The organism is Brevundimonas sp. M1A4_2e, assembly GCF_053345555.1.
In genome coordinates, this window is record NZ_JBKFAI010000003.1 from 349657 (window position 1) to 363690 (window position 14034).

15 protein-coding genes are annotated in these 14034 nt (G+C 69.4%); 9 read left to right on the forward strand and 6 right to left on the reverse strand.

Annotated elements, in window-relative coordinates:
• Window positions 1–67: 67 nt before the first annotated feature.
• Both ACLBV5_RS08660 and ACLBV5_RS08665 read right to left on the reverse strand, forming a co-directional pair.
• Window positions 68–601, reverse strand: a complete 534-nt coding sequence (locus tag ACLBV5_RS08660) for a carboxymuconolactone decarboxylase family protein (protein WP_134581979.1) — start codon at window positions 599–601, stop codon at window positions 68–70.
• A 254-nt stretch (window positions 602–855) separates the two neighbouring features.
• Window positions 856–1410, reverse strand: a complete 555-nt coding sequence (locus ACLBV5_RS08665; RefSeq protein ID WP_253111594.1) for a peroxiredoxin — start codon at window positions 1408–1410, stop codon at window positions 856–858.
• Between the two features lie 241 nt (window positions 1411–1651).
• Between ACLBV5_RS08665 and ACLBV5_RS08670 the strand changes: the two genes are divergently transcribed.
• Window positions 1652–2545: a hydrogen peroxide-inducible genes activator gene (locus ACLBV5_RS08670; protein ID WP_303683121.1), complete on the forward strand. Its 894-nt coding sequence runs from the start codon at window positions 1652–1654 to the stop codon at window positions 2543–2545.
• Window positions 2546–2805: 260 nt separating this feature from the next.
• Here the strand turns inward: ACLBV5_RS08670 and acnA are convergent, their stop codons facing one another.
• Window positions 2806–5511, reverse strand: coding sequence for an aconitate hydratase AcnA (acnA, locus tag ACLBV5_RS08675; RefSeq protein ID WP_447605414.1), 2706 nt, complete (start codon window positions 5509–5511; stop codon window positions 2806–2808).
• 186 nt (window positions 5512–5697) lie between these two features.
• Between acnA and ccmA the strand changes: the two genes are divergently transcribed.
• On the forward strand, window positions 5698–6318 hold the full coding sequence (ccmA, locus tag ACLBV5_RS08680) for a heme ABC exporter ATP-binding protein CcmA (protein ID WP_447605415.1): 621 nt from the start codon (window positions 5698–5700) through the stop codon (window positions 6316–6318).
• Window positions 6315–6980, forward strand: coding sequence for a heme exporter protein CcmB (ccmB, locus tag ACLBV5_RS08685; RefSeq protein WP_313633593.1), 666 nt, complete (start codon window positions 6315–6317; stop codon window positions 6978–6980). The genes ccmA and ccmB overlap by 4 nt, the downstream gene beginning before the upstream one ends.
• On the opposite strand, the gene ACLBV5_RS08690 is transcribed toward ccmB, so the two are convergent.
• Genes ACLBV5_RS08690 through ACLBV5_RS08700 form a run of 3 tightly spaced genes read right to left on the reverse strand, consistent with a single transcriptional unit; the run spans window position 6977 to window position 8496 of the window.
• Window positions 6977–7624, reverse strand: coding sequence for a Smr/MutS family protein (locus ACLBV5_RS08690; protein ID WP_447605416.1), 648 nt, complete (start codon window positions 7622–7624; stop codon window positions 6977–6979). The genes ccmB and ACLBV5_RS08690 overlap by 4 nt on opposite strands.
• Window positions 7625–7626: 2 nt before the next feature.
• Window positions 7627–7860, reverse strand: a complete 234-nt coding sequence (locus ACLBV5_RS08695; protein ID WP_447605417.1) for a helix-turn-helix domain-containing protein — start codon at window positions 7858–7860, stop codon at window positions 7627–7629.
• A gap of 24 nt (window positions 7861–7884) precedes the next feature.
• Entirely contained in the window at window positions 7885–8496 is a 612-nt protein-coding gene (locus ACLBV5_RS08700; protein WP_235599159.1) for a DUF2975 domain-containing protein, read from the reverse strand.
• A gap of 441 nt (window positions 8497–8937) precedes the next feature.
• Here ACLBV5_RS08700 and rdgB point away from each other — a divergent pair, with 441 nt between their 5' ends.
• The 6 genes from rdgB (at window position 8938) to gshB (ending at window position 14013) form a co-directional block, all read left to right on the forward strand.
• A complete protein-coding gene (gene rdgB, locus ACLBV5_RS08705; protein WP_392354682.1) occupies window positions 8938–9540 on the forward strand; it encodes an RdgB/HAM1 family non-canonical purine NTP pyrophosphatase in 603 nt (200 codons plus the stop codon).
• 115 nt (window positions 9541–9655) lie between these two features.
• On the forward strand, window positions 9656–10786 hold the full coding sequence (gene hemW, locus ACLBV5_RS08710) for a radical SAM family heme chaperone HemW (protein ID WP_447605480.1): 1131 nt from the start codon (window positions 9656–9658) through the stop codon (window positions 10784–10786).
• Between the two features lie 33 nt (window positions 10787–10819).
• A complete protein-coding gene (rsmI, locus tag ACLBV5_RS08715; RefSeq protein WP_447605418.1) occupies window positions 10820–11692 on the forward strand; it encodes a 16S rRNA (cytidine(1402)-2'-O)-methyltransferase in 873 nt (290 codons plus the stop codon).
• A gap of 20 nt (window positions 11693–11712) precedes the next feature.
• Window positions 11713–12132 carry a YraN family protein gene (locus tag ACLBV5_RS08720; protein WP_447605419.1) on the forward strand — a complete coding sequence of 140 codons (420 nt, stop codon included), beginning with the start codon at window positions 11713–11715 and terminating at the stop codon, window positions 12130–12132.
• On the forward strand, window positions 12129–12941 hold the full coding sequence (locus ACLBV5_RS08725; RefSeq protein WP_025976481.1) for a SirB1 family protein: 813 nt from the start codon (window positions 12129–12131) through the stop codon (window positions 12939–12941). The genes ACLBV5_RS08720 and ACLBV5_RS08725 overlap by 4 nt, the downstream gene beginning before the upstream one ends.
• Window positions 12942–13062: 121 nt before the next feature.
• Entirely contained in the window at window positions 13063–14013 is a 951-nt protein-coding gene (gene gshB, locus ACLBV5_RS08730) for a glutathione synthase (RefSeq protein WP_447605420.1), read from the forward strand.
• Window positions 14014–14034 lie beyond the last annotated feature (21 nt).

Consider the following 14034-nt stretch of genomic DNA (forward strand, 5'->3'; position numbering starts at 1 on the left):
AGGGGCGGCCAAGAAAAAAGGCGCGGGAAACGATCCGCGCCTTTCTCGTATGGGCTGCCGACCGGGATCAGGCGCGCAGCGCCGTCTCGGAGGCGATGATCCGGCTGGCGGCGTGGACCACGGCGCCGATGCGCAGGGCGGCCTGGATCTGGACGTTCGGCGTGCCGTGCTTGCGCAGTTCGCCTTCGTGAGCGTCCATGCAGGCGCCGCAGCCATTGATGGCCGACACGGCGGTGGACCACAGCTCGAAGTCCAGCTTGTCGACGCCGGGATTGCCGATGACGTTCATGCGCAGCTTGGCCGGCAGGGTGGTGTATTCCTGATTTTTCATCAGGTGCAGCGACCGATAGTAGATGTTGTTCATGCCCATGATGGCGGCGGCGGCCTTGGCGGCGTTCATCGCTTCGGGCGACAGAACGGTCGCGGCGTGGGCCTCGATCAGTTTCACCACAGGGCCGACGCCGATGGCGTGGGCCGAGGCCAGGAAGCAGCCCCACTTCTGCTGGTCGTTCAGCACGGTCTCATTGGCGAGCGAGGACAGGTTCAGCGAGATGTCCTTGCCATAGGCCGGGATCAGGTCGCGCAGGGCGTCGATGGACATTTTGGTTCCTTTCAGGAAGCGGCTATCGCGCGCGACGCGGTCGCTTGCTGCTTGAGCCGCAAATGGCGTGAAGGGGCGCTCAAGCCGTCCGGGACGATCGCGCTCCAAACGCGCTCAAGCAGTCCGAAGGACGATAGCGCCCTAAAACTAACAAAGGCGGCGACAGTCGCCCGCCGCCGCCTATGTCGAGGGGCGGCCCGGACCCTACTCACGCGGTCCGGGCCTGGTCGTTTTCGACCTTTGGGCCGGTGGGCTTAGGCGGCCAGGGTGTCGCCGCCGACCGGGCGGTTGCAGGCGCACAGTTCGTCGGTCTGCAGGGCGTCGACGACGCGAAGCGTGTCTTCCGGCGAACGGCCGACGTTCAGGTTGGTGACATAGACGTGCTGGACGACGTTGTGCGGGTCGACGACGAAGGTCGCGCGCAGGGCCACGCCTTCTTCTTCGTCCAGCACGCCCAGGGCGCGGGCCAGCTTGCCGCCGTTGTCGGCGAACTGCCAGATCGGCAGCTTGTTCAGGTCGGCGTGGTCGCGACGCCAGGCCAGCTTGGTGAACTCATTGTCGGTCGAACCGCCCAGAACCACGGTGTCGCGGTCCTCGAAGTCCTTGCCCAGCTTGGCGAAGGCGGCGATTTCGGTCGGGCAGACGAAGGTGAAGTCCTTCGGGTAGAAGAAGATGACCTTCCACTTGCCCTCGAAGCTGTCCTGGGTGATCGGCTCGAACGCCGAGGCGCCGTTTTCTTCGTGGCTGTTGAAGCCCGGCTTCACACCGATAATTTTGAAATCAGGCAGTTTTTGACCGACGCCGAGCATCGCGCTTCTCCTAGAGACGAATGATATTGACCGTCGGCTCGCCGGGGAGGGCGAACCGTCGAGGCCATGAGATGGGCCTTGGCGCTGCTTAAGTCAAATCGATCATTTTGCTCATGCGAATAGATTTGTCTTATGATGCGCGCCATCCGCCGTCGTCTCCATAGAAACGATCGATGGCTTTTGATTTCGGCATAGGCGACGCCTATGTCTGGAGCCGCCTCCCCAACAACCAGCGTGACCCATGTCCGTCCTGCCCACCTTGCGCCAGTTGCAATATCTGAAGCTCCTGGCCGAGCACGGCTCGTTCAGCCGCGCCGCCGAGGCCGCCCATGTCAGCCAACCGGCCCTGTCGTCCGGGGTGCAGGAGCTGGAGCGCGTCCTGGGCGCCGCCGTGGTCGAGCGCACGCGCGGGGCGGTGATCCTGACCGCCGTGGGGGCCGAGGCGGTGCGCCGGGCCGAGGACGTGCTGGCGCGCGCCGAGGACCTGGTCGAGGCGGCCCAGAACGCGGGCAAGCCGCTGTCGGGCCGGTTCCGCCTGGGGATCATCCCGACGGTGGCGCCCTTCCTGCTGCCGCGCACTCTGCCGGGGCTGAAGACCCTGTATCCGGGCCTGCGCCTGTTCATTCGCGAAGACCTGACGCCGCGCCTGATCGCCGGGCTGAAGGCGGGCCAGCTGGACGCCGCCGTCATCGCCCTGCCTTACGACGCGCCGGGGATCGACCACGCCCATATCGGCGACGACGAGATCCTGGCCGCCGCCCCCGTCGGCCATCCGCTGGCGGGCGCTGGGCCGATCCCGGAGGGAATGCTGAAGGCCGACGACCTGATCCTGCTGGAAGACGGACACTGCCTGCGCGATCAGGCCCTGGCGGCGGTCAATATCGAGGCGCCGCGCGGCGAGGACGTCTTCGCCGCCACCTCCCTGCATACGCTGGTGCAGATGGTGTCCTCGGGACTGGGCGTCAGCTTCCTGCCGCAGATGGCGGTGAAGGCGGGGCTGGCCGACAGTCCGGGCGTCGTCGTTAGGCCCATTTCCGAAGACGCGCCGCATCGCGAGATCGTGGTCGCCTGGCGCGCCGGCTCCAGCCGCGCCGCCGAGGCGCGCCTGCTGGCCGAGGCGCTGAAACTGGACTGAGGCGGCGGCGAGGCCGATTGGGCCGCCAAGCCTTCCTCTGCGCTTCTTCTCCCTCGCCGTCATCCTCGGGCTTGACCCGAGGATCGGGGCGTCCGCCTGCGCAGCCTAGGCAAGGGCGAGCGCTCCGCTGCGCTCGATCCTCGGGTCAAGCCCGAGGATGACGGCAGGGAGGGGGGCGGGCTCAACGAAAAGGCCGGCGGATCGCTCCGCCGGCCTTCATTCTGGTTGGTCTAACGCGCTTTCGCGCTGCTTTAGACCTCTTACTTGTCGTCGCCGCGCGCGAGGTTGCGCAGGACGTAGGGCATGACGCCGCCGGCCTTGAAGTAGTCCAGCTCGGTCTGGTTATCGATGCGGCAGCGGACCGGGAAGCGGGCCATCTTGCCGTCCGACGGACGGAACAGCTCGACCCACAGGTCCTGACGCGGCTTCAGCTTGCCGACGTTGGCGTCGGTCAGGCCCCGGATGGTGACGATCTCTTCGCCCGTCAGGCCCAGCTTCTGCCAGCCGTCTTCCTTGAACTGCAGCGGGACGACGCCCATGCCGACCAGGTTCGAACGGTGGATGCGCTCATAGCTTTCGGCGATGACGGCGCGGACGCCCAGCAGGCGGGTGCCCTTGGCCGCCCAGTCGCGCGACGAGCCGGTGCCGTATTCCTTGCCGGCGAAGACGACCAGCGGACGGCCTTCCGACTGGTAGCGCATGGCCGCGTCGTAGATCGACATCGTGTCTTCCGAGGGGAAGTGCTTGGTGACGCCGCCCTCGATGTCCGGGGTGATCTTGTTGCGGATGCGGATGTTGGCGAAGGTGCCGCGCATCATGACTTCGTGGTTGCCGCGGCGGGCGCCGTAGCTGTTGAAGTCCAGGGCGTCGACGCCGTGGTTGGTCAGGTACTGACCTGCCGGCGAGGCCTTCTTGATCGAACCGGCCGGAGAGATGTGGTCGGTGGTGATCGAGTCGCCGAAGATGCCCAGGATGCGCGCCTCGACGATGTCGCTGACCGGGGTCGGCTCCATCGACAGGCCTTCGAAGTAGGGCGGGTTCTGGACGTAGGTGGAGGTGTCCTGCCACTCGTAGGTCTGGCCGCCGGCGACCTGGATGGCCTGCCAGTGCTCGTCGCCCTTGAAGACGTCGGCGTAGCGCTTGGCGAACATCTTGGGCGTGACCGACTTCTTCTGGATGGCGGCGATCTCTTCCGAGGTCGGCCACACGTCCTTCAGGAAGACGTCATTGCCCTTCTTGTCCTGGCCGATCGGCTCCTTGGTGATGTCGATATGCATGGAGCCGGCCAGGGCGTAGGCCACCACCAGCGGCGGCGAGGCCAGGTAGTTGGCCTGGACGTCGGGGTTCACCCGGCCCTCGAAGTTGCGGTTGCCCGACAGGACCGAGGTGGCCACCAGGCCGTTGTCGTTGATCGCCTTGGACACGGCCGGATCCAGCGGACCCGAGTTGCCGATGCAGGTGGTGCAGCCGTAGCCCACCAGGTTGAAGCCCAGGGCGTCCAGGTCCTTCTGCAGGCCGGCGTCGGTCAGATAGTCGGTGACGACCTGCGAGCCGGGGGCCAGCGAGGTCTTGACCCAGGGCTTGGGCTTGAGGCCGAGCGCATTGGCCTTGCGCGCCACCAGGCCGGCGGCGATCAGCACGCTAGGGTTGGAGGTGTTGGTGCACGAGGTGATGGCGGCGATGACCACGTCGCCGTCGCCCAGATCGAACTTTTCACCCTCGACGGCGACGCGCGGGGCGTCGGCCGGGCGCGAGAAGACGTCGGTCAGGGCCGTGGCGAAGGCCGGAGCGGCGCTGGTCAGCTCGACGCGGTCCTGCGGACGCTTGGGACCGGCCAGCGACGGCACGACCGTCGAGATGTCCAGCTCCAGCACGTCGGTGAAGATCGGGTCTTCCGAGGTCTCGTCGATCCACAACCCTTGAGCCTTGGCGTAGGCTTCGACCAGGGCGACGCGCGCCTTCTCGCGGCCGGTGGCCGTCAGATAGTCGATGGTGGCCTGAGAGACCGGGAAGAAGCCGCAGGTGGCGCCGTATTCCGGGGCCATGTTGGCGATGGTGGCCTGGTCCTCGATGGTCATGCCGGCGATGGCCGGACCGAAGAATTCCACGAACTTGCCGACCACGCCCTTCTTGCGCAGCATCTGGGTGACGGTCAGCACCAGGTCGGTGGCCGTCGCGCCTTCCGGCAGCTTGCCGGTCAGCTTGAAGCCGACGACCTCGGGGATCAGCATCGGGATCGGCTGGCCCAGCATGGCGGCCTCGGCCTCGATGCCGCCGACGCCCCAGCCCAGGACGGCCAGGCCGTTGATCATGGTGGTGTGGCTGTCGGTGCCGACGACGGTGTCGGGATAGGCGACGGTCTTGCGGCCTTCTTCGGCGGTCCAGACGGTCTGGGCCAGGTGCTCCAGGTTGACCTGGTGGCAGATGCCGGTGCCCGGCGGCACGACGCGGAAGTTGTTGAAGGCCGACGAGCCCCAGCGCAGGAAGTTGTAGCGCTCGATGTTGCGCTCATATTCGCGCTCGACGTTCTGGCCGAAGGCGGCGGCGTTGCCGAAATGATCGACCATGACCGAGTGGTCGATGACCAGATCGACGGGGACCAGCGGGTTGATCTTCTTGGCGTCGGCGCCGAGCTTGTCCATCGCGTCGCGCATGGCGGCCAGGTCGACCACGGCCGGAACGCCGGTGAAGTCCTGCATCAGCACGCGGGCCGGACGGAAGGCGATCTCGTGCTCGACGGCGCCCTTGTTCTCGATCCAGGCGGCGACGGCCTTCAGGTCGTCCTCGGTGACCGAGACGCCGTCTTCGTTGCGCAGCAGGTTCTCCAGCAGCACCTTCATCGAGCGCGGCAGGCGGGAAATCCCGGCCAGACCGGCTTCCTCGGCGGCGGGAAGGCTGTAATAGGCGTATTTCTTGCGCCCGACCGCGAGGTCCTGGCGGGTTTTGAGGCTGTCGATCGACGGCATGGAGAGTAGTCCTCTGGCAAACGCCGCCCGACAATTCGGTTGCGCCTTCGCGCGCTGGACGTCGGGGCGCACAGGTCCCCGGCGCGCGCGGCGAAAGCCTGCTGCGGCGCTTGCGCATATAGTCCCGCGCGCGTGGGCCGTCCATGTATCCACACCCCCGACGTGGACATTGAGAGAGATTCGCAAGTGCTGACCCGGCTCGACATCGAGGCCCTGAGCCTGTCGCGCGGCGAGCGGCGGCTGTTCCATGGCCTGAGTTTCAGCCTGTCGGCGGGCGAGGCGGCGGCCCTGACGGGGGCCAATGGGGCGGGCAAGACCAGCCTGCTGCGCGCGGTGGCGGGCTTCATCCGCCCGGATGCGGGGGCGGTCGTTTTTCATGACGCCGAGGGCGAGATGGAGGCCGAGGGCGCGCGGCGTTCGGCGCTGCATCTGCTGGGCCATCACGAGGGTTTGAAGCCTCAGCGCACGGCGCGGCAGGAGCTGGGCTTTCAGGTCGAATGGCTGGGCGGGTCGGCCGAAGCGATGGACGCGGCCGTCGCGCGGCTGAAACTGGCGCCCTTGCTGGATCTGGAGACGCGCAAGCTGTCGGCGGGGCAGAGGCGGCGGCTGTCGCTGGCGCGTCTGGTCGCCGCCCCGCGCGCCCTGTGGCTGTTGGACGAGCCGCTGGCGCCGCTGGACGAGGCCTGGCGCGGCGTCGCCGCCGAACTGATGGCCGAGCATCTGGCGGGCGGGGGCATGATCCTGGCCGCCGTGCATGATCCGCTGCCGGTCGCGGCGCGGTCGCTGGATTTAGGGGGCGTGCGGTGAAGGCCGCCCGCGCCCTGTTCGCGCGCGAGCTGTCGCTGGCCTGGGGCGGCGGCGGGGGGCCGTTGCTGGCCTGCGGTTTTCTGCTGTGTCTGACGGCCATCCTGCCGCTGGCGGCGGGGGGCGATCCGCGTGTTCTGGCGCCCGCCGCTTCGGGGGCCAGCTGGATGGCGCTGGCGCTGGCGTCGCTGCTGTCGCTGGAGCGGATGTTCGAGCGGGACCTGGAAGACGGGGCGCTGGACCTGCTGGCGACCGGCCCCCTGCCGCTGGAGGCGACGGTGGGGATCAAGGCGCTGGCGCAGTGGCTGGCCACGGGTCTGCCGCTGGCGGTCGCGGCGCCGGTGGCGGCTCTGGCGCTGGGCCAGCCGCCGGAACTGATCGGTCTGACCGGCGCCTCGGCGGCGCTGGGCGGGCTGGGCTTCGCCTTTACGGGCGCGCTCGGCGCGGCGCTGGCGCTGGGCGCAAGGCGCGGCGGCCTGCTGATCGCCGTGGTGGTGCTGCCGCTGTTCATCCCGCCGGTGGTGTTCGGGGCGGGCGCCTTGACCCGCGCCGCCAGCGGTCAGAGCCCGGACTCGGCGCTGGCTCTGCTGGGCGCCTATGTGCTGTTCGCCCTGGTGATCGCGCCGATCGCGGGCGCGGCGGCGATCAGGAACGCGCAGGGCTAGCGCCCCTTTAGCGTCACATACAGCGCCCCGTCGCCGCCGTGGCGGCGGTGGGCGGGGGCGAAGCCGGAGACGACGCCGCGCAGATAAGGTCCGGTCAGCCATTCATGCACCGAGGCGCGGATAATGCCGCCGCCGCGGCGGCCCTGGCCGGTGATCACCAGGACCGAGCGCAGGCCGCGCATCTGGCAACTGATGAGGAAGCCGCGCAGCTGGTCTTCGGCTTCGAACCGGCCGAAGCCGTGCAGGTCGATGCGCGCCTCGATCGGATCGCGCTCCCGGGTCAGGCGGCGCTTGCGGCCGGGCTCAAGCTCTTCGGGCGTTGGCTGGGCGCGGGGGGCGGGCCGGGGCGGCGCGGCGTTGGAGGCGCGGGGCACCGAGGCCGGGGTCGTCGAGCGCCCGGCCGAGGCGGGGGTGAGGGCGGCGTTGCGCTTCTTGCCGGCGGCGCCGCGCGCGACGGGCGGCGCGGCCGCCTCAAGCTCGGCTTCAGGCGGGACGACGGCCCCGGGGGTGACGCGGGCGGCCTTGCGCCGCACGGGCGGGGTGACGGTGCTGGCGACCCGCGCCCACAGGCGTTTGTCGTCGGCGTCGGGGGCGGCGTCAGGGGCGGCGTCGGTGCTGGCGGCCGGCGGGCCGCGGCGGGCCACGCTCAGTCCTCGTCGTCGACGGCGTCCGGCGGACCGGGCTCATGGGCCAGCAGGTCGCCGGGCTGGCAGTCCAGCTCGCGACACAGGGCGTCCAGGGTGGTGAAGCGCACGGCCCGCGCCTTGCCCGTCTTGAGGATGGACAGGTTGGCGACGGTCACGCCGACGCGGTCGGCGAGCTCCGTCAGCGACATGCGGCGCTGGGCGAGGATGCTGTCAAGTTGGACGCGGATGGCCATGAGGTGAGCTTTAGCGTGTCCCGGTCAGATCGTCAGTTCGGATTCGCGACGAAGGCGCGCGCCCTCGCGGAACACCTCGGCCAGGACGAAGACGACCAGGACCGAGAAGACGGGGGTGAGCAGGTCGCTGATCCCCTGCGGCTCCATCACGCCGGGCGCCAGACGCGCGGCGACCAGACCCTGAACGATCCAGACGCCGCCGGTGACGACGGCCAGGATCAGGCCGATCTGGCGCAGGCGGCGGACGTTGTCCGGCTGGAACGGATCGCCAAGGGTCAGGGTGCGGAAAATCTTGCGCAGATAACGCAGGATCAGCAGGAAGCCGCTGAAATAGGCGGTCAGGGCGCCCAGACCGAACAGCAGCAGCGGGCGCGACAACGGCATCTCGCGGCCGTCCGCTCCGTCCGACACCGTGACGTTCAGATTGTCGAGCGGAATGAAGATGGAGGCGACCCAAAGCAGCAGCAGCAGGCCGGTGACGAGGATCATCACCACATAGGCGACGTCCAGGGCGATCTTCAGCACGCTGGCGATCGAGCCAGGGCCGAGGGTGCGCAGATTGGGCGTGAGCAGATTGGGGTTGCGCCGACGGCGCGGCTTCGACTTCCCGGCGGGGTTCAGATTCGGGAAGCGCATGGGCGGCGTCTCAGGCCGGGGGAACAGGCGCGGTCGCCGCGGCGGGTCCGGCCGACCCGCGCGCGGCGTTATTCTTCGCGGCGTTCATGGCGATCGTCAAAGTCCCCCTCCAACCCGACAGGATCAGAAGCTCTGAACGATCAGGGCGATCGCTGCGGCCGGCAGGGCGGCCAGCAGGAAGGCGTTGCCCAGGCTGTGGGCCAGACGGTCCATCATGTTGGTCTTTCGCATGGCTTGCATATCGGTCTCTCCATCAAAGCACATTTTTTGTGCATTTATGCGGCGTCGCTGGATCGTTATTGCGAGTTGTTTCTCGCATTTGAACGGTGCGGCCCCCGTTCTTGATAATGAAGATAGGTCATGCCCGGACGAAAGCCAACTTACATATCGTTTAACGATGTTACCATTTCGCAATGGATTCGACGGGAGTAAGGTCGCGCCATGAATCTCAAGCTCATCAAGGGGATGCGGCTCGTCGCCGCCACCCACAATCCCGGCAAGGCGCGCGAGATCGAAGCGCTGCTGGACGGACATTACCGGATCGTCACGGCCGGAGAGCTGAATCTGCCCGAGCCGGACGAGACCGAGAGCACCTTCGCCGGCAACGCCATGCTGAAGGCGCGCCATGCGGCCCAGGCCTCGGGCGAGGTCGCCCTGGCCGATGATTCCGGCCTGTCCGTCGCGGCGCTGGACGGGGCGCCCGGCATCTATTCGGCGCGCTGGGCCGGGCCGGACAAGGACTTCGCCCTGGCCATGCGCAAGGTCGAGCAGCGGCTGGAGGAGACCGGTTCGCGCGATCGCTCGGCCTGGTTCACCTCGGCCCTGGCGGTGGCCTGGCCGGACGGGCCCTGCGTGGTGGTCGAGGGCCGGGTCGACGGCCAGCTGGTCTTCCCGCCGCGCGGCGACGGCGGCCACGGTTACGACCCCGTCTTCCAGCCGGAAGGCTCGGACAAGACCTTCGCCGAGATGGACGCCGCCGAAAAGGACGCCGTCAGCCATCGCGGCCGGGCGTTCGACAAACTCAAGGCGGCGCTGATTGATTGAGGCGCCTGCCCCTCAAGCAGCCGCACCCCGCGAGGGCGGCGGTAGGGGCGAAACTCAGCCCGCCCCTCAAGCAGCCGCCTTCCGCGAAGGCGGCGATAGGGGCCAAAAAGACTCCATCGCCCTCTACGTCCACTGGCCTTACTGCGCCCGCATCTGCCCCTATTGCGACTTTAACGTCGTGCGCGACCGGGGGCGGACCGAGGAGCAGGCGGGGCTGGCGCAGGCCATTCTTGACGACCTGGAGGCGCAGACGGCGCGGGTCGGCCCGCGGGCGCTGGCCTCGATCTTTTTCGGCGGAGGCACGCCTTCGCTGATGCCGCCGGACGCCGTGGCGGCGGTGGTCGAGCGCGCCCACGCCCTGTTTCCCACGACCGGAGCGATAGAGGTCAGCCTCGAAGCCAATCCGACCGACGCCGAGGCCGGGCGCTACGCCGCCCTGGCGCAGGCGGGGATAAACCGGCTGTCGATGGGGGTGCAGTCGTTCGACGATGCGGCGCTGAAGTTTCTCGGCCGCGACCATTCCGCCGACGAGGCGCGCCGGGCCATCGCTCTGGCGGGACGGGCCTTCTCGCGCCTGTCGATCGACCTGATCTACGCCCGGCCGGGACAGAGCGTCGCCGACTGGCAGGCCGAACTGTCCACCGCGCTCGATCTGGGGTTCGAGCACGTCTCGCCTTATCAACTGACCATTGAAGGGACGACGGCTTTCGGGCGGGCCGTGGCGCGCGGGGCCTGGTCGCCGCCCGACGAGGATCTGGCCGCCGAACTCTATGAGGCCACGCAAGGGACGCTCGAAGCGGCCGGGTTCGAGGCCTATGAGGTGTCCAACCACGCCCGCGACGTCGCCGCCCGCTCCAGCCACAATCTGCACGTCTGGCGCGGCGGGGATTACCTCGGCCTCGGCCCCGGCGCGCATGGGCGGATGACCCTCGCGGAAGGCCGGATCGCCACCGTCGCCCGGCGCCGCATCGGCGACTATGTGCAGGGCGTCGCCGATGGCTCGCCCTGGGCCGAGCGCGAGGTGCTGGACCCTCGCGACGCTGACGAGGAACGCGTGCTGCTGGGCCTGCGCACGGTCGAGGGCGTGCCCTTATCCCTGCTGCAGCGGCTGGGCCTATCGGTGGACGAGGGCAGGCTAGCCGACCTGCTGGCCGACGGCTTCGTCGCTCTGAAGGACGGGCGCATCGCCGCCACGGCCACGGGACGGCCGTTGCTGGACGCCGTGCTGAAGGCGTTGCTGACCTAGACCGCGCCGCGCCGGGCTGGCAGGGTCCGGCCGATGTCAGACGCCCCGCTTTTCCCGCCGACCGCCCCGCCCGCGCGCCCCGTTTCGCCGGGCCTCTATCTGGTGGCGACGCCGATCGGGAATCTGCGCGACATGACGCTGAGGGCGCTGGACGTGCTGGCGGCGGCCGATCTGGTGCTGGCCGAGGACACCCGGGTCACGGCCAAGCTGCTGACCGCCTATGGGCTGAAGGCCAAGCTGGAGCGCTGCGACGACCACGCCTCGGCCCGCGCCGCCGAGATCGCGCTCGAGCGGTTGAAGGCGGGCGAGGTGGTGGCCCTGGTGTCGGACGCGGGCACGCCCCTGGTGTCCGACCCCGGCTATGTCGTGGCGCGGGCGGCCGTGGCCGAGGGCCTGCCGGTGCATCCCGTGCCGGGACCGTCCAGCCTGCTGGCCGCCCTGTGCATCGCCGGCCTGCCCGCCGACCGGATACTGTTCGCGGGCTTCTTGCCGTCCAAGTCGGGCGCGCGCCGCACGGCGCTGGAGGAGCTGCGCACCGGCCGTCAGACGCTGGTCTTCTTTGAAAGCGGCCCGCGCCTGAGGGACAGCCTGACCGATATGGCGCAGGTGCTGGGGCCGCGCCCCGCCGCCGTGGCCCGCGAACTGACCAAGCTTTATGAGGAATGCGTGCGCGGCGATCTGGCTGAGCTGGCCGCCGATCCGCGTCTGGACGCGCCCAAGGGCGAGATCGTGGTGGTGGTCGGCCCCGGCGAGGCCGAGACGGCCAGCGCCGCCGACGCCGACGCCGCCCTGTCCGAAGCCCTCACCCGCCTGCCGCCCGGCGAGGCGGCGGCCGAGGTGTCCAAGGCTCTGAACCTGCCGCGCAAGCCGCTGTACAAGCGGGCGCTGGAGCTGAAGGCGCGGTGAGCCCGGCCCCGCCCTCTCGCTTGTCGCGCCCGCAGCCGCCGCCCAAGCGGCCCAAGGCGGGCTGGCGCAAGGCGGTCGGCGGGCGGGCGCATCGTCAAGGGCATGACGCCGAGTGGATCGCCGCCCTGTGGCTGATGCTCAAGGGCTATCAGGTGCTGGCCTTTCGCCTGAAGGGGCGGGGCGGGGAGATCGACATCCTGGCCCGGCGCGGGCGGGTTCTGGCCGCCGTCGAGGTCAAGCGCCGCGCCACGCTGGAGGCGGCGGCGCTGGCTCTGGGGCCCGATCAACACCAGCGTCTGATCCGCGCGGCCGAGGCGGCGGCGCGCGGGCGGCCGGCTCTGGCGGCGCTGGACCTGAGAATCGACATGGTGACGCTGGCCCCCGGACGCTTTCCGCGTCATCTTCGCGGCGTGATCTCCAGGGGAGCGGATCGGCCTTGACGCGCGAGGAAGCAGAGGCGGTGCTGGCGCAGGCGGGCGAGAGGCCGGACGGGGCCTTTCCCCTGCTGGATTGCGCCATCGCCTGCGCCATCCACGACTATCCGTTCCGCGACGCCGACGGGGTGCGCATCCTGGCCGACCACGCCGCCCAGCGGCTGAAGGAGCGGGCGGCTCAGGAAAGCCCCGATGAGGCCCTGACCGAGGCGCTTGCCGGCGACCTGCGGCTGAACGGCGACCTTTTGAACTACGACCATCCGGCCAATACGGACGTGATCGACGTGGCCGAGCGGCGGCGCGGCCTGTCGGCGGTGCTGGTCATCTTCTATCTGGACGCCGCGCGCCGGGCCGGGCTGAGCGCGGCGCCGGTCGACTTTCCCGGCCACGTCCTGCTGCGGGTCGAAACGCCCGAGGGGCCGGTGGCGCTGGACCCGTTCAGCCAGGGACGGCTGGTGCTGCCGTCGGAGCTGACGCGCCGCGCCCTTCTGGCCGGGCTGACGCCGCATGTGGCCGACCGGCTGGACCTTCTGATGGCGCCGGTCAGCGAGCGTCAGGCCCTGATCCGGCTGCAGAACATCCTGTTCAACCGCGCGCTTCACGCCGGCGATTATGAAAGCGCCGAGCGTTCGGCGCTGCGCCGCGCCCTGCTGGACCCCGAGGATCACCGCCCCTGGCTGGACGTCGCCGCCGCCCGCGAGAAGCAGGGCGCCCTGACCGGCGCCATGCACGCCCTGTCGCGCGCCCGCACCCTGGGCGAGCCGCTCGTCGCCTGCGACGTCCGGCTGGACCGGATGCGGCTGCAACTGAACTGAAGCGCGGCCTTGCAGCCGAGCTGTCGCGGCCTCAAGTAACGCTCAGCGGCGTCCTTGCTCGGGCGCTCATTCAGCCAGCGCCCGCGGCGCGAGCGATAGCGCCCACCAAAAAGGACACCCCATGCTCAAGGTCGCCATCCAGATGGACCCGCTCGAGGCGGTCAACGTCGAGTCGGACACCACCTTCCTGATGGCCCTGACCGGCCAGGCGCGCGGCCACAAGCTGTGGGTCTACGACTTCCGCACCCTGGCCCTGGAGGACGGCCGCCTGTTCTGCCGCGCCCGTCCGGTGACGGTGCAGCGCAAGCAGGGCGACCACGCCGACTTCGGCCCCGAGCAGCGGCTGGATCTGGCTGAGGACGTGGACGTCATCCTGATGCGTCAGGACCCGCCCTTCGACATGGCCTATGTCACCGCCACCTATCTGCTGGAGCGGGTGCATCCCAGGACCCTGGTGGTCAATGATCCGGCTGAGGTGCGCTCGGCGCCCGAGAAGCTGATCGCCACCCTGTTTCCCGGCCTGCAGCCCCCGACCCTGGTGTCGTCCGACCCCGAAGCCCTGGTCGATTTCCACCGCCGTCATGGCGATGTGGTGCTCAAGCCCCTGCATGGCGCGGCCGGGTCGGGCGTGGTGCGGCTGAAGGCCGACGATCCGAATCTGGAGGCCCTGATCGAGATCCACGCGGCCGGGTCGCGCGATCCTTTGGTGATCCAGAAATTCATCCCCGCCGTCGCGGCGGGCGACAAGCGCATCATCCTGATTGACGGCGAGCCCGTGGGCGCCATCAACCGCATTCCGGCCAAGGATCAGGTGCGCTCGAACCTGCGCGTCGGCGGCACGGCGGCGCCGGTCGAGCTGACCCCGCGCGACCGGGAGATCTGCGCCGCCATCGGCCCCTATCTGAAGGAACGCGGCCTGATCTTCGTCGGCATCGACGTGATCGGCGACTATCTGACGGAGATCAATGTGACCTCGCCCACCGGCGCACAGCAACTGCTGAACTTCGCCGGGATCGACGCCACCGAGCGGATGTGGGCGGTCATCGAGCAGAGAAAGGCGGCGGCCGCCTGACGGCTGAAAAGCCGCCCACGC

Excerpts from the sequence above, each read along its gene's own strand:
- rsmI (WP_447605418.1), top strand. The coding sequence starts at position 10,820 with ATGTCAGACGCCCCGCTTTTCCCGCCGACCGCCCCGCCCGCGCGCCCC.
- acnA (WP_447605414.1), bottom strand. The coding sequence starts at position 5,511 with ATGCCGTCGATCGACAGCCTCAAAACCCGCCAGGACCTCGCGGTCGGG.
- ACLBV5_RS08695 (WP_447605417.1), bottom strand. The coding sequence starts at position 7,860 with ATGGCCATCCGCGTCCAACTTGACAGCATCCTCGCCCAGCGCCGCATG.
- ACLBV5_RS08665 (WP_253111594.1), bottom strand. The coding sequence starts at position 1,410 with ATGCTCGGCGTCGGTCAAAAACTGCCTGATTTCAAAATTATCGGTGTG.
- gshB (WP_447605420.1), top strand. The coding sequence starts at position 13,063 with ATGCTCAAGGTCGCCATCCAGATGGACCCGCTCGAGGCGGTCAACGTC.
- ACLBV5_RS08700 (WP_235599159.1), bottom strand. The coding sequence starts at position 8,496 with ATGCGCTTCCCGAATCTGAACCCCGCCGGGAAGTCGAAGCCGCGCCGT.
- rdgB (WP_392354682.1), top strand. The coding sequence starts at position 8,938 with ATGAATCTCAAGCTCATCAAGGGGATGCGGCTCGTCGCCGCCACCCAC.
- ACLBV5_RS08660 (WP_134581979.1), bottom strand. The coding sequence starts at position 601 with ATGTCCATCGACGCCCTGCGCGACCTGATCCCGGCCTATGGCAAGGAC.
- ACLBV5_RS08670 (WP_303683121.1), top strand. The coding sequence starts at position 1,652 with ATGTCCGTCCTGCCCACCTTGCGCCAGTTGCAATATCTGAAGCTCCTG.